Origin of the sequence: Campylobacter sp. RM9334, assembly GCF_020138145.1 — a bacterium.
GTDB lineage: Bacteria > Campylobacterota > Campylobacteria > Campylobacterales > Campylobacteraceae > Campylobacter_E.
The window spans coordinates 49686-64490 of record NZ_JACGAX010000006.1 but is presented as its reverse complement, the minus strand read 5'-3'; the positions used below and the strand labels follow the sequence as shown (position 1 = coordinate 64490).

The window sequence follows — 14805 nt, the reverse complement described above, 5'->3', positions numbered from 1 at the left end:
TTTGTAATGGCGAATTTAAAAGAGATAAAAAGAAAAATAAAGAGCGTTCATAATACTCAAAAGACTACTAATGCTATGAAATTAGTGTCTACTGCTAAATTAAAAAAAGCAGAAGAGCTTGCTAAGAAGTCTAAAGTATATGCAAGTAAATTGCAAGAGGTTATGCAAGAAATTTCGTTTAAGCTAAATCAATTTGATATGGCTAAAGATAGTAGATTTTTTGGTAAGCATGAGATTAAGATTGTGGATGTTGTATTTATTACTTCGGACAAAGGTTTGTGCGGTGGTTTTAATATAAAAACTTTAAAAGAAGTTAGTAAAATTATTAAAGAAAATAAAGAAAAAGGTATTAAAACTAGATTAAGAGCTATAGGAAAAGTTGGTATTGAGTTTTTTAATTTTCAAAAAATTGAAATACTAGATAAATATACAGGCGTTAGTTCTTCACCTGATTATGAAAAAGCTAGAGAAATTATTAATTTAGCTATTAGTGATTATGAAAAAGCATTAACTGATAAGATAATATTAGTTCATAATGGCTATAAAAATATGATTTCTCAAGAATTATCAGTGTGTAATTTATTACCTGTAGATTCAAGTAATTCTGAAATTACTAATTCAAATTCTTTATTAGAAATTGAACCTGAAGAAAAGGAAGTTTTAGAAGAATTATTAAAAAGATATATAGAATATAGTATGTTTTATTCATTGATAGATAGTTTAGCAGCTGAACATAGTGCTAGAATGCAAGCAATGGATAACGCAACTAATAATGCTAAAGCAAGGGTTAAAGAACTTAATTTAGCTTATAATAAAGCAAGACAAGAAAGCATAACTACTGAATTAATTGAAATTATCAGTGGTGTTGAATCAATGAAAGAATAGGAGAATATATGCAAGGATTTATATCTCAGGTATTAGGACCTGTTGTAGATGTTGAATTTAGCGATTATTTACCACAAATCAATGAAGCTATTGAAGTAAATTATGAGGTTGAAGGTAAGCAAATTCGTTTAATATTAGAAGTAGCAGCACATTTAGGTGATGGCCGTGTAAGAACTATTGCTATGGATATGACTGATGGTTTAGTAAGAGGAACTAAAGCTGTTAGCTTAGGTGCTCCAATTAGTGTTCCTGTTGGGGAAAAAGTTTTAGGAAGAATTTTCAATGTGGTTGGAGATTTAATTGATGAAGGTGCTCCAGAAAATTATGAAACAAAATGGGCTATTCATAGAGAACCACCTAAATTTGAAGACCAAAGCACAAAAAGTGAAATATTTGAAACTGGTATTAAAGTAGTTGATTTACTTGCTCCTTATGCAAAAGGTGGTAAAGTAGGATTATTTGGTGGTGCTGGTGTTGGTAAAACAGTTATTATTATGGAATTAATTCACAATGTTGCGTTTAAACATAGTGGTTATTCAGTATTTGCTGGTGTTGGTGAGAGAACTCGTGAAGGAAATGACCTTTATAATGAAATGAAAGAAAGCAATGTTTTAGATAAAGTTGCTTTATGCTATGGTCAAATGAATGAACCACCAGGGGCAAGAAATCGTATTGCTTTAACAGGTCTTACAATGGCTGAATATTTTAGAGATGAAATGGGACTTGATGTTTTAATGTTTATTGATAATATCTTTAGATTTTCTCAATCAGGTTCAGAAATGTCAGCTTTACTTGGTCGTATTCCTTCAGCTGTTGGTTATCAGCCAACTTTAGCAAGTGAAATGGGTAAATTCCAAGAAAGAATTACATCAACTAAAAAAGGTTCAATTACTTCAGTTCAAGCTGTTTATGTTCCTGCTGATGACTTAACAGACCCAGCGCCTGCAACCGTTTTTGCTCACCTAGATGCTACAACGGTTTTAAATAGAAGTATTGCTGAAAAAGGAATTTATCCTGCGGTTGATCCACTTGATTCAACTTCAAGAATGCTTGACCCGCAAATTATTGGTGAAGAGCATTATAAGGTAGCTCGTGGAGTTCAAAGTGTGCTTCAAAAATATAAAGATTTACAAGATATCATAGCTATTTTAGGTATGGATGAACTTAGCGAAGAAGATAAATTAGTTGTTGAAAGAGCTAGAAAAATTGAGAAATTCCTATCACAACCATTCTTCGTAGCTGAAGTTTTCACAGGTAGTCCTGGAAAATACATTAGCCTTGAAGAAACTATAGCTGGATTTAAAGGTATATTAGAAGGTAAATATGATGACTTACCTGAAAACGCATTTTATATGGTAGGAAATATTGAAGAGGCTATTAAGAAAGCAGAAAAATTAAAGGCTTAATATGGATAAATTAACTTTAGAAATAGTTACTCCACACGGAGAAATCTTTAATTCAGAAGTTAAATCAGTGTTAGTGCCAGGAAGTGAAGGTGAGTTTGGTGTTTTGCCAAACCACGCTTCTGTAATTTCTTTGCTTCAAGCTGGTGTAATTAGTGTGGAAAATTATGATGGTTCAAAGGAGCTTATAGCTATTGATTCAGGCCATGTAAAAGTTGATGAAAATAGTGTTGTTATTTTAGCTCAAGGTGCTGTTTATCTAGGTGGTAATGATAATTCAATAAGCAAAAAAAAGTTAGAAGAAGCTAAAGAATTATTAAAATCAGCAGGTGCAAATTCAGCAACCCTTGCCGCAACTTTAGGAAGACTGGATTCTAAATGAATTTGATTTCGGATTTTGACTTAGCTACTTTATTAGCAGTTGGGATTTTAGGTTTTTATTCTATTATTGCTTTAGCGATTTTTTTATATCGCTTAAGCAATATTTCTAAATTTTATCAAGAAGAATTAAGAACTTTAGATAGGTTATTAAAAAATCAAGATTTATCTTTTGAGGCTTATTTTAAACCTTGTGAAGGTTCTATGAAAAAATTAGAGATTTATTATAATGAAGCTTCTAAAAATCTTAGCGAAGGCCTTACTTGGCTTAGTATTATTGCTACTACTTCGCCTTTTATAGGATTGTTTGGAACCGTTGTTTCAATATACTTTACTTTAATATCTTTAAATGGAAATGGTGATATTACTCAAATCGCTTCTCCAATTGGTCATGCTTTAATAGCTACTGCTAGTGGGATTATTTCTGCTATTTTAGCTTATACATTTCATTTAATTGTGAAACGAAAAGTATTTGAATGTTTAAATATTTTAGAGAGTCAAATAAAGATTATTAGCGATGAAAAATGATTTTTTACACGAAGACCCAGAGTTAAACATAACTCCTTTAGTTGATGTTATGTTAGTGTTATTGGTAATTTTAATGCTAGTAATTCCTAATTTAAAATATGATGAAAATATTAATTTACCAAATGGCTCAAAATCAAGTGTTAGCAAAGCAAAAAAAGATGATATTTTCGTAAGCATTACAAAAGATGAAGTAGTTTTAAATAAGAAAAAATATCCTTATATTGCTTTTTTTGATAATTTTAGTTTAATTAAAAATCAATTTGATAAAGATAAAATAGTTTATATATCTGGAGATAAAGATATAAGTTACGATAAGCTAATGCAAGTATTATCAACTTTTTCAAAAGCAGGATTTGTAAAAATTTCACTTCAAACAAAATGAGTAAATCAAAAGCTTTTTTATTATCTTGTTTAATATATGTGCTTACTATATTAATATTTATTTTGCTAATAAATATTTTTGCTAAAAATGAAGAAGTTATTAAATATGGCAATAGTGAAGTGGATATATTGTTCGTAGAAGATAATGTTGAAACTCCAGCCGAGGTTAAACAAGACTATACTAAAGAAGTAGCAAAAAAAATAAATAAAAGTCCAGAAAATACAAGCAATGATAATGCTACAAAAGATAATCAAAATAAAGTAATTGAACAAAATGAAAAAGTAGAACAACAAACTGATAGTAAAGATAGTGATAGTGATTTAAGTAGTTTGTTTGGGGATTTAAAAGTTAGCAAAAGTGAAAGAAAAAATCCAAAAAAGGAAACTAAGCAAGAAGAAAATAAATTAAATCAATCACAATTAGATGCTTTAAAAAAAATACAATCACAATTAGCTAATACAACAATTAAGTCAAATAATAATTCAGAGACTACACAAACATCGGCTAAGGTTTCTGGAATTTATGATGAATATTTTGGTAGAGTGAATGCGTATTTGAAAAATGTTTGGAGTTTAGTAACTGCTAATAGTTCAGATATTAATGATAAGGAAATTTTTGAAGTAGCTTTTACAATATCAAAAAATGGTATAATAAAAATCAAAGATAATGGTTTTAATGAAAGCTCTGCTTTAAGACAAAAGGCAAGAATTTTTATACAAACTATTAATCAACAAAACAAAAATTTAGGAATTCCACCAAATCAACAAGATTATAGTGGTAGTTTAAGGCTTTCGGTTATATTAAGTATCAAGGAGATAAAATGAAAAAGATATTTTTATTATGTTTTAGTTTAGTATGCTTAACTGCTGATATTATTATGGATGTGGTTAGCGAGCAAGAGGTGTTGCCTAAGATTAGAATAACTACAAGTAGTTTGGTTAATTTTGATTTTGATAAGGTAATTAAAAATGATGTTTTAGTAAGTTCTAAATTTGAAATTACTAATGAAAATAATGCAAATTATGAATTAAATTATAATTTAAATCCTGTAGGAAATAATTATGAGTTAAGCATAACTCTTAAGGGTATGAATAATGAAATTAAGTATAACAATACTTTTACTTATCCAAAAAGTGCTTATGTGTTTTTATCTCACAAAGCAATTTCACAAATGTTTAAGGACTTAAAATTAGCAGATTTAGACTGGATGAATAAAAAGATTTTAATTACTAGAAAAATAGCTGCTAAGCAAAGTCAAATTCTTATTGCAGATTACACTTTAAATTATCAAAAAATTATTATGCAAGGTGGGTTAAATTTATTTGCAAAATGGGCAAATAGCAATCAAAATGAATTTTATTATACAGATTATAATAAAGATATTTTGAGTATATATAAATATAATTTATTGAATAATCAAAAAACTTTAATTACTCAAGGTTCTGGTATGTTAGCACTTAGTGATATTAGCAAAGATGGAACTAAAGCATTAATTACTAAAACAACAGAAGATCAACCAGAAATATTTTTATTAGATTTAAATACTAAAAATACAAAAAGACTTACTATGTATAAAGGAATAGATGTTAGTGCAAGATTTGTAGGTAGTGATAGTTTTGCTTTTGTTAGCGATAGAAGTTCTTATCCTAATTTATATTTACAAGGTCTTGATAAAACTAATGCAACTCAATTAGTTTATCATGGTAAAAACAATTCTGCCTTTAGTGTTTATAATAATTATATAGTTTATTCAAGTCGTGAAAAATCAGGAGATTTTAACTTATATGTTATGGCAACTGATTCGCAATATGTAAGACAATTGACATTAAATGGTAGAAATATTTTCCCTAATTTTAGTAGCGATGGTAAGACAATTATGTTTATAAAATTATTAGGAATGCAAAGTTCTTTAGGAATTTTAAGACTTGATGAGAATAAAGTGTATCATTTCCCACTAAAAGTTGGTAAAATTTCAACTTTGGATTGGTAATTAAATAAATTTTTAGTTTTGGAAATTATAATTTCAATTACTTTTTATGAAAGGAAAAAAATGAAAAAATTAGCTTATGCAGTTGCTTTAGCAGCTTTAGTTGTTGGTTGTAGTCAAAAGGCTACAGTTGAGGCTCCAAAAAAAGTGGAGGTTGCTCCAGATATGAATGTAGATGTTAAGGAAGATATTAATACTAAACTAGAAAGAATTAATAATTCTTTAGGTAAAGTATATTTTGACTTTGATAAATACGATATTCGTTCAGATATGTATGGCGTAGTATCAAATAACGCAAGTTTATTAAATCAAGATGGTAAAGATTTAAATATTGTTGTTGAAGGTAACTGCGACGAGTGGGGTAGTGAAGAATATAACCAAGCTTTAGGTTTAAAAAGAGCTAAAGCTGTTAAAGATGGTTTAGAATCTCAAGGAGTTAGCAGCTCAAGAATTACAATTAAAAGCTATGGCGAAAACAACCCAGTATGTAATGATAAAACAAAAGAATGCGATGCTCAAAATCGTAGAGCAGAAACAAAAGTTCAGTTTTAATTTATGCTAAAACAAATACTTTTTATAGGGGCTTTAGCCCCTATTATTTACGCAGAAACTTCAGCCTTTAATGCAGGTAATATAAATATTAAAGAGCCTTATGGGCTAACAGAAAATGAAAAAGTTTTATTAGAGAACAAAAAAAAGGTTGAAACTCTTAGTAAAGATTATACTGGTGTTGATTTTAAAACAAATAAGGCTTTAGAAAGAATTGAAGGTATTCAAAGTGTAGTTGATGATTTGAATAACAAAACTTATAATTTTGAAGGTAAATTATTAGAAGTAGAAAAGTTTTCAAAAGAAAAACTTGATATTTATGATAAAGATATTTCTGAAATAAAACAAGAATTAAAAAATCAAAAAAACAGCATTAATCAGTTAAAAAAGGCTTTAAGTGAATTAACAAATTTAGTTAGTAGCTTGGGCGAGAATAAAGCTGTAAAATCTACAACTCAGCAAGTAGTAGCAAATGAGGTTGCAGCTAAAAATGAAACTCCAGCTCAAAAAATGGCAAATGCTATAAGTTTATATAATAGTAAAGATTATGAAAATTCCGCAAAAATTTTTGAAGAATTAGCAAATGCAAAACATAAACCTGCACAATGTAATTTTTATTTAGGACAAATTGCATACGCACAAAAAGACTATAAAAATGCTATATATTATTACAAAACAAGTTCAGATTTATATAATAATCAAGGGGTAAAAGCTCCTAATATGCCTTTAATTTTATTAAATACCGCAAATTCGTTGAAGGCAATTAATGAAACAGAAAAAGCAAATAATTTTTATGCAGCACTTAAAAAACAATTTCCAGATTCAAGTGAAGCTAAAAGTATAAATTAATAGAAAGGATTAAAAATGGCTATAAAAAAAGACAGCGTAGTATCACTTAATTTTATATTGCGTGATGCAAAAACTAATGAAGTGTTAGAAAATAATACTGATTTTCATCCTATTTCATTTTTATTAGGTAGAAATCAAGTATTAGAGGCTTTAGAAGATGAAATTGCTAAACTAAATGAGGGTGATGAAAGTGATATTTTAATCACTAAAGATAAAGCTTGGCAAGAATATGATGAGAATTTGGTTCAAGAATTACCAAAAGAACAATTCGCAGGCATTGATTTAAATGTTGGCTTAGAATTATTCGGAGAAAACGAAGATGGCTCAACGGTTAGAGTTGTTGTTAAAGAAATCAAAGATAGTAGCGTAGTAATTGATTACAATCATCCTTATGCAGGAAGAGATTTATTATTTACCGTAAATATTAAAGAAGTAAGAGATGCTACTCCTGAAGAATTAGAAAGTGGTGCAGTAGCACAAGCTGGTGGATGTGGATGTGGAAATCACGGACATAGTGGTTGCAAAGGCGATGGAAGTTGCGGTCATCATCATGATGATGAAGATGATCATCACCATCATCACCACGGCGGCGGTTGTTGCAGAGGTTAAGAGCTAAGGTTTAGCTAAAATTGTTAAGGCGATTTATTTCGCCTTATACTAATATTTATTATATACTCAAAGTATTCAGTTTTTTAAAATTAATCATTTTTATAATTTTATTTTTTATGTCAAAACTTTAAAATACATTTATTGCTATCAAATTCACAAATTACAAGTAATCTTTAATATATAATCGTAAGTTATAAATATACAAAACTTATTATTTTTAACTTGATTTTTAATTCAATCATAAAAAAGTGCTAAAATTGTGATATTAAAAATATAGATTGTATTAGTATTACAAGTTAAACTTCGTTTATTATTTTAATAATGGAATTTATATTTTTATAATATTATACAAAATGTAAAAAAGATTTATAATAGCTGTAATTAAAAGATTTTAATACTTGTATTATAAGATTTGATAATAAAATAAATTAAAAAGGAAAAATATGAATTACGCATTTTTATACCCAGGTCAAGGTTCTCAAAGTGCTTTTATGGGTCAAGAATTATTTGATAATTTTGAGTTTGTAAGAAAAACTTATGATGAAGTTAGTAGTTTTTGCGGTATTGATTTTAAAGAATTAATTTTTAGTAAAAATGATAGATTAGATATAAGTGAATTTACCCAACCTGCAATATTACTAAATAGCATTATGTATTATAAAGTATTTGAAAAATTATTAGAAGAAAATGGAATTTCTTTAAGAAAAAAAGATGATATAAAGCCTTTTATTAGTTATGAAAGCACTCCATCTTTAGGACATTCTTTAGGAGAATTTTCGGCTTTATGTGCAAATAATGCACTTGAATTAAAAAATGCTTTAAAGCTAGTAAATATGCGTGGAAAATATATGCAAGAATGTGCAAGTAGCGAAAATCCTGCTTCTATGATGGTTATTTTAGGTTTAGATGATAATTTAGTAGAAGAAATTTGTGCTAAAGCAAATAAGGAAAATAAGCAAATCTATGCGGCAAATTACAATTGCGATGGTCAAATAGTTGTAGCTGGGCTTAAAAAGGATTTAGAAAATAGCATAGATGATTTTAAAAATGCTGGAGCAAAAAGAGCAATGCTACTTAATATGAGCGTAGCAAGTCATTGCCCTTTAATGCAAAGTGCAGCTAATAAATTAGAAAAAGAATTGTTGTTTAATGATGATTTCATACCAGTAATCTCAAATGCTTTTACAAAGCCTTATAGCACTAAAAATGAAGCCATTTTAGCTATAAAAGAGCAACTTATTAAGCCTGTTTTATATAAACAAAGCATAAAAAGTATAGAAAATAGCGTTGATGGTTTTATAGAATTTGGAAGCAGTGTTTTATGCGGACTTAATAAAAAAATAACAAACAAACCAAGTATTAGTATAAAAAACCTAGAAGATATTGAAAATTTTATAAAAACATTTAAGGAAAACCTATGAAAATAGCAATTTTAGGTGCTATGCGTGAAGAAATTGAGCCAATTTTAAATGAGTATTCTTATAAAGAAAGTAAATATGCAAATAATACTTATTATTTCATTGATTACGCAGGTCATGAACTAATTATTGCTTATTCAAAAATAGGCAAAGTAAATTCAGCTCTAAGTGCAAGTGTAATGATAGAAAAATATAAGGCTGATTGTTTGCTTTTTACAGGCGTTGCAGGGTCGCTTAATCCTAATTTAAAAATAGGTGATTTATTAATTGCAGAAGAATTAGTGCAGCACGATATAGATATAACAGCGTTTGGACACAAACCTGGCTATGTCCCTGAAACTAGCGTTTTTATAAAAACAAGTGAAAAATTAAATAATATTGCTAAAAAAGTAGCAAAAGAGCTTGATTTAAATGTAGTTAGCGGTATTATTGCGACATCAGACCAATTTATTTGCGATGAAACTAAGAAAAATTGGATTAAAGATACTTTTAATGCTGATGCGGTTGAGATGGAAGGAGCAAGCGTTGCTTTAGTTTGCGAAAGCCTTAATGTGCCTTGTTTTATATTAAGAGCAATTAGCGATGATGCAGGTGGAAATGCTGATGTTAGTTTTGATGAGTTTTTAGAACTAGCTGCTAAAAATAGTGCTAGATTTGTCTTAAAAATGTGCGAACATTTGTTTAAAAATGAGCTTAGCAAAAGACTTATTAAAGAAGTAGCAAGAGCTTGTGATAAGTTTAATTTAATTGAAGAAGGCGATAAGGTTTTAGTAGGACTTAGCGGTGGAAAAGATAGCTTAAGCTTACTAATGCTACTTAAACATATGCAAAGAGCAGTCCCGTTTAAGTTTGAATTTGAAGCAGTAACGCTTAGTTATGGAATGGGTGAAGATTATAAATATTTAAGCAATTATTGCAAGATTTTAGGTATAAAGCATACAATAATTGAAAGTAATATTTATGAGATTTCTAGTGAAAAAATCCGTCAAAATTCAAGCTTTTGCTCGTTTTTCTCTCGTATGAGAAGGGGATATTTATACACTTATGCTAAGGAAAATGGCTTTAATAAATTAGCTTTAGGACACCATTTAGATGATGCTATTGAGAGCTTTTTTATGAACTTTACTTATAATGGAGCTTTAAGAACACTTGCTGCGAAATTCACTTCAGCACAAGGAATTACCGTAATTCGTCCTTTGATATTTGTTCGTGAAAGAATGTTAAGAGAAAATGCTATTAAAAATGGTCTTAAAACAATAGGTGATGAAGCTTGTCCTGCTATGAGATTTGATGTAAAAATGCCACACGCAAGAGCAGAAACAAAAGAGCTTTTAGCAAGTCTTGAAGCACAAAATCCAAAATTATTTAAAAGCCTTGAAAATGCCTTTTTTAACATTCATTATGATACTTTTTTTGCAAACGAAGGTGCTAATTATTGCAAGGAATAATTTTAAATACCTTTAGCGTTAGGGATAAAGATTTAATAGTCTTTATCCTAAGTAGCGAAGAATTAGTAAAATGCTATAGATTTTACGGAGTTAGACACTCGCATTTAATAGTCGGAAATATTATTGATTATGAGCTAAGTATTCAGCCTTTATTTTTGCCAAAATTACATTCAACAATGCAACTAGCCTTGCCTTGGAATGATTATGGGATTATTAAAGCTTGGCAGAGTTTTTGTGTGCTTTTGTATGAGCATTTAAAAGATAATCAAGAGTGTGGAAGTTTTTATTATGATTTAAGTTTAAGAATAATTAATAGATTAAAAACTCAACATTATAAAAGAGTATTTTTAGATGCTTATGCTTTGATGATTGAGTATGAAGGTAGGCTTTATTTTAGTGAAACTTGCACGGAATGCAATAAAGAATTAAATGATTTTTTTTCTTTAGGAGAAGGATTTTTAATGTATTGTAGGGGTTGTAAAGTGAGTGTAAGTATCAATAAAATTAAGATGAAAGATTATCTAAAAAATAAAAATTCAGCTATATTTGAAGATGGCGAAATAGATTTATTATACGAAGTATTTTCTAAAAAATTATAAAACTACAAAAGCTAAATTAAATTCTTTATTTTAAAAATCTTAAACAATATTACAATGAATTTGAATTTTAAATAAAATTTATTATCAATATAACTATCATTTATTTAAAACTTATAAATATTATGATAATTATTTTTGTTATTAACTAAAAATATTATAGAATATCATTTTTATTATCAATTAAGGAGATATTTTGAGAAAATCTTTAAAACTTTCTTTGGCTTTATGCTTATTTGGTGGTGTTGGCTTATTGGCTAATGAGAATGCTAATCTTGATACTATTGAAGTAAATGCTAGTTCAATTGGATATTCTAATGTTGATTCGCTAAAAATTTCAAACAAAAACGCAGGTGCAATAAGAGATGTTATGCGTGATATTCCAGGTGTTTATGTAGCAGGGACAAATCAGTTTAATCAAAAACTTTATATGCGTGGCGTAAATGATAGGGGTATTAATATTACTATTGATGGTGCAAGACAACGTGGAAATATTTTTCATCACTCGGCTGATTTAGTTTTAGATGTTGATTTATTAAAAGCTATTGATGTTGGCGTGGGTGTTTTAAGTGTTGCTAATAACTCAGGTGCTTTAGGTGGTTCGGTTGCGTTTAAGACTGCAAGTGCATTTGATTTATTAGAAGGTGATGAGAGTTTTGGTGGTAAGTTTAAGACAGGCTATTCAACTAATAATAAAGAATGGCAAAAAAGCATAATGGCTTATGGTAAAACTGATAATAATTTTGGTCTTTTAGCATATATTAATCATAAAAATTATGGCTTCGGAAAAGATGGAAATGGCAATGATATTGGTGGTAAGGGTCATGATTTAAGCTATTTATTTAAAGTAAATTATGAAAAAGATGAGCATAAAGCAGGTCTTAGCTATGAGCATACTGAATATGATGGTGATTTTCCATTTAGAGGTGAGTTTGGTGGCTCGGTGGCATTTGATACAGGCACACTAAAAGCAGGAGAAAGAGCTCAAGCTATTTTGCCTCAAATTATGCAAAGAGATACCTATACTTTTAATTACAATTACAATCCAAATGAATTAATTGATAGCGAATTTAGAGTTTATCATACAGAGCATAGGCTTATAAAAGATGAAGTTCCAAATTATGCAGAGTTTAAAAAATCAGGTGGTAAAGCATTTTTATCAAATGATGGGGTAAAAACCACAGGTGCTTATTTAAACAATAAATCAAGATTTGAAAATACTAGCTTTAATCAAGAAGTATTTTATGGACTTGAGTGGTATCAAACTACAAGCTTTAGAAAAAATCATTCAAGTTTAAAAGATGCAACAAATGGAGCAATTTCGGTAACTCCTACTAAAAATCATCCTAAAGAAGTAGCAAACAACCTATCAGTATTTTTACAAGATACTATTCAAATTGGTGGATTTAGCATAATTCCTGGAGTGAGATTTGATAGATTTACTATAGATAATTTTGGTAAGAAAACTCAAGGATTTAATAATTTTAGCCCTGCATTAGCACTTGATTATAAGGCAGAAAACGGCATTAATTTATTTGCTGGGTATTCAAAAGTATTTAGAGGACCTGATCCGATTGAAGCTTTAAGACTTAGTGAAAATACATTTAATACAAATTATATTGATGAGAATTTAGAGCCTGAAACAGGTGATGCTTATGAAGCTGGATTTGGGTATAAAAATAACTTTAATGAACATAATGTTAATTTTGTAGCTAAGTATTTTTATACTGATTATAAGAATTTAATTAAAGAAAATGTAAGCGTAACAACTACTCAAAACGGACAAGCAGTTACAAATAATTACAATCGTATGAATATGGGTAAATCTAATGTTCGTGGGGTTGAATTATATGCTTCTTATGCTTATGAGAATTTAAAATTTAGTGCAAGTTATACTCATCAAACAACAAAACATAAAGATAAAAGTAAAGTTGGTGGCGTAATGGCATATAGTGATAGTGGGGATAAATATACATTTAATGCTGAATATTTTGCTAGTCCAATTGATACATTATTTGGTTATAACCTAATAGCTTTTGCTGGTAAGACTTTAGAAGATGGAACTAAAAAAGCAGGTTATGGAGTAAGCGAAATATATGCAAGTTATATGCCTACTCAAAATCTTGAAATAAACTTAAGCGTTGGCAATCTATTTGATAAAACTTATGTTTCACATTCTCAAAGAAGATTTGGGGTTGAGACTGCAAACGACTATGAAGCAGGAAGAAATATAAAACTAGGCTTTAGTTACAAATTCTAAACTAAAAAAGGCTTTTAGCCTTTTTTAGAATATCAATTATTAGGAGAAAATGTGGAATTTTTAAAAGAATATTTAGATTATTTTGTGTTTGCGATATTATTTTTTATGAGCTTTTTAGTTGTGGCATTTAGTATTGAAAGGCTAATATTTTTTAAAAATATTGATATTAAAAATTATAAATGTAAAGATGAATTAGAAATAGCACTTAGTAAAAATCTCACCTGTCTTTACATCGTTTATCAAAACGCTCCTTATATAGGTTTGCTTGGCACGGTAATAGGCATAATGATTACATTTTATGATATGGCAAATGCGGCTACTATGGACGCAAAAAGTATTATGCTAGGGCTTTCGCTAGCACTAAAAGCAACAGCACTTGGACTTGTTGTGGCAATCCCAACTCTTATGATATATAACGCATTTATTAGAAAAGTTGATGTTGTATTATCAAGATTTAAGGAAAATAATGAGAGTAAATAAAGAAGGCTTAAATCTAGTTCCATTTATTGATATTATGCTAGTTTTACTTTGCATTGTTTTAAGTGTTAGCACCTTTATAGCAGAAGAAAAAATCGCTATAAACTTACCAAAATCAGAAAATAGCGTAAGCATTGATGATAAGCAAAAAGTATTTATAAGTATTAATGAAACTGGCGAGATATTTTATAATGAGAGTTTGCTTAGCGTAGATGAATTAAAGACAAAATTATCAAGTATTAGTAAAGATGAAATTGTAATTTTACGCTCTGATGAGAACGCTAGTTATAAACATTTTGTAAAAATAGTGGATATTTTAAAAGAGTTAAAGCATGAAAATTTTGCTATTGCAACAGAAAAATAAAATCGCATTTTTCATCTCCTTTTTAGTTCATGCGGTTTTGTTGGCGTGTTTTTTTAGAATTGATGTAAAGACAAGTGAGATTAAAAATGACAAAGCTTTAGCAGTGCTTTTTTATGCTCCTAGCATACCTCAAAATGCTGTTAAAGAAGAAATAATTGAAGAAGTAAAAGAAATAAAAGAAGAAATAATCAAAGAAGAGATAAAAGAAGAAAAATTTGCTTTAAAACCTAAAAAAAAGCACCATAAAAAACCAAAACCAAAGCAAGAAGTAAAAGAAATTAAAAAAACTCAAGATGAGCCAATCACACCTAAAAACGAACCTTTAGCAAGCAAGATAAATGAAGCTAAACCAACTACTACAATTAGTAATAATACTCCTGCAGGTGGGAATAATCAAGATGAATTAATCTCTCATATTCAATCAGTTTTAAATAAAACTGCTAAGAGCAATTATCCTATGAGTTCAAGAAAAAGGCGTGAGCAAGGAGTAGTGGTTGTAGGATTTACCTATGATTATGGTAAGGCAAAAAATATAAAAATACTTAAGCCATCAAAATATGAAAATCTAAATAAAGCAGGGATTAAAAGCGTTGAGATAGCGAAATTTAAGCGTTATGAAAGAGTTTTAGATATTAGTGTGCCGCTTAAGTTTAGCTTACATTAAAAATTAGT

At 28.7% G+C, this 14805-nt stretch carries 17 protein-coding genes and 1 pseudogene; all 18 read left to right on the top strand.

Going from position 1 to position 14805, the window contains the following annotated elements; genetic code table 11:
* Window positions 1-6 precede the first annotated feature (6 nt).
* The 18 genes and pseudogenes from atpG (at window position 7) to AVBRAN9334_RS04100 (ending at window position 14797) form a co-directional block, all read left to right on the top strand.
* Window positions 7-885: an ATP synthase F1 subunit gamma gene (gene atpG / locus AVBRAN9334_RS04185; RefSeq protein WP_214117372.1), complete on the top strand. Its 879-nt coding sequence runs from the start codon at window positions 7-9 to the stop codon at window positions 883-885.
* An 8-nt stretch (window positions 886-893) separates the two neighbouring features.
* Window positions 894-2291 (top strand): F0F1 ATP synthase subunit beta, encoded by a 1398-nt coding sequence (atpD, locus tag AVBRAN9334_RS04180; RefSeq protein WP_214117371.1) that lies wholly within the window; start codon window positions 894-896, stop codon window positions 2289-2291.
* A 1-nt stretch (window position 2292) separates the two neighbouring features.
* Complete coding sequence (gene atpC / locus AVBRAN9334_RS04175) at window positions 2293-2670, top strand: ATP synthase F1 subunit epsilon (RefSeq protein ID WP_214117370.1); 378 nt, start codon at window positions 2293-2295, stop codon at window positions 2668-2670.
* Window positions 2667-3194, top strand: coding sequence for a MotA/TolQ/ExbB proton channel family protein (locus AVBRAN9334_RS04170; protein WP_214117369.1), 528 nt, complete (start codon window positions 2667-2669; stop codon window positions 3192-3194). Before atpC ends, AVBRAN9334_RS04170 begins: the two co-directional genes overlap by 4 nt.
* Window positions 3184-3576 carry a biopolymer transporter ExbD gene (locus AVBRAN9334_RS04165; protein ID WP_214117368.1) on the top strand — a complete coding sequence of 131 codons (393 nt, stop codon included), beginning with the start codon at window positions 3184-3186 and terminating at the stop codon, window positions 3574-3576. Before AVBRAN9334_RS04170 ends, AVBRAN9334_RS04165 begins: the two co-directional genes overlap by 11 nt.
* Window positions 3573-4400 (top strand): hypothetical protein, encoded by an 828-nt coding sequence (locus AVBRAN9334_RS04160; protein ID WP_214117367.1) that lies wholly within the window; start codon window positions 3573-3575, stop codon window positions 4398-4400. The genes AVBRAN9334_RS04165 and AVBRAN9334_RS04160 overlap by 4 nt, the downstream gene beginning before the upstream one ends.
* Window positions 4397-5566: a PD40 domain-containing protein gene (locus tag AVBRAN9334_RS04155; protein WP_214117366.1), complete on the top strand. Its 1170-nt coding sequence runs from the start codon at window positions 4397-4399 to the stop codon at window positions 5564-5566. Before AVBRAN9334_RS04160 ends, AVBRAN9334_RS04155 begins: the two co-directional genes overlap by 4 nt.
* A 60-nt stretch (window positions 5567-5626) precedes the next feature.
* The gene (locus AVBRAN9334_RS04150) at window positions 5627-6115 is read left to right on the top strand and encodes an OmpA family protein (RefSeq protein ID WP_214117365.1); all 489 of its coding nucleotides are present in this window, start codon (window positions 5627-5629) and stop codon (window positions 6113-6115) included.
* 3 nt (window positions 6116-6118) lie between these two features.
* Entirely contained in the window at window positions 6119-6961 is an 843-nt protein-coding gene (locus tag AVBRAN9334_RS04145; protein ID WP_214117364.1) for a tetratricopeptide repeat protein, read from the top strand.
* Window positions 6962-6976: 15 nt separating this feature from the next.
* Window positions 6977-7570 (top strand): FKBP-type peptidyl-prolyl cis-trans isomerase, encoded by a 594-nt coding sequence (locus AVBRAN9334_RS04140; protein ID WP_214117363.1) that lies wholly within the window; start codon window positions 6977-6979, stop codon window positions 7568-7570.
* 443 nt (window positions 7571-8013) lie between these two features.
* The gene (locus AVBRAN9334_RS04135) at window positions 8014-8991 is read left to right on the top strand and encodes an ACP S-malonyltransferase (protein ID WP_336607103.1); all 978 of its coding nucleotides are present in this window, start codon (window positions 8014-8016) and stop codon (window positions 8989-8991) included.
* Window positions 8988-9668, top strand: a pseudogene (locus AVBRAN9334_RS04130) (5'-methylthioadenosine/adenosylhomocysteine nucleosidase); the annotation flags it as partial. The gene AVBRAN9334_RS04135 and the pseudogene AVBRAN9334_RS04130, both read left to right, overlap by 4 nt.
* Window positions 9654-10436: an ATP-binding protein gene (locus tag AVBRAN9334_RS04125; RefSeq protein ID WP_214117410.1), complete on the top strand. Its 783-nt coding sequence runs from the start codon at window positions 9654-9656 to the stop codon at window positions 10434-10436. The pseudogene AVBRAN9334_RS04130 and the gene AVBRAN9334_RS04125, both read left to right, overlap by 15 nt.
* A complete protein-coding gene (recO, locus tag AVBRAN9334_RS04120; RefSeq protein ID WP_336607102.1) occupies window positions 10424-11035 on the top strand; it encodes a recombination protein RecO in 612 nt (203 codons plus the stop codon). Before AVBRAN9334_RS04125 ends, recO begins: the two co-directional genes overlap by 13 nt.
* A gap of 193 nt (window positions 11036-11228) precedes the next feature.
* Window positions 11229-13292: a TonB-dependent receptor domain-containing protein gene (locus AVBRAN9334_RS04115; RefSeq protein WP_336607101.1), complete on the top strand. Its 2064-nt coding sequence runs from the start codon at window positions 11229-11231 to the stop codon at window positions 13290-13292.
* A 51-nt stretch (window positions 13293-13343) separates the two neighbouring features.
* A complete protein-coding gene (gene exbB, locus AVBRAN9334_RS04110) occupies window positions 13344-13772 on the top strand; it encodes a TonB-system energizer ExbB (protein WP_336607100.1) in 429 nt (142 codons plus the stop codon).
* The gene (gene exbD / locus AVBRAN9334_RS04105; protein ID WP_214117358.1) at window positions 13759-14133 is read left to right on the top strand and encodes a TonB system transport protein ExbD; all 375 of its coding nucleotides are present in this window, start codon (window positions 13759-13761) and stop codon (window positions 14131-14133) included. The genes exbB and exbD overlap by 14 nt, the downstream gene beginning before the upstream one ends.
* Window positions 14102-14797, top strand: coding sequence for a TonB family protein (locus AVBRAN9334_RS04100; RefSeq protein WP_214120197.1), 696 nt, complete (start codon window positions 14102-14104; stop codon window positions 14795-14797). Before exbD ends, AVBRAN9334_RS04100 begins: the two co-directional genes overlap by 32 nt.
* Window positions 14798-14805: the final 8 nt, after the last annotated feature.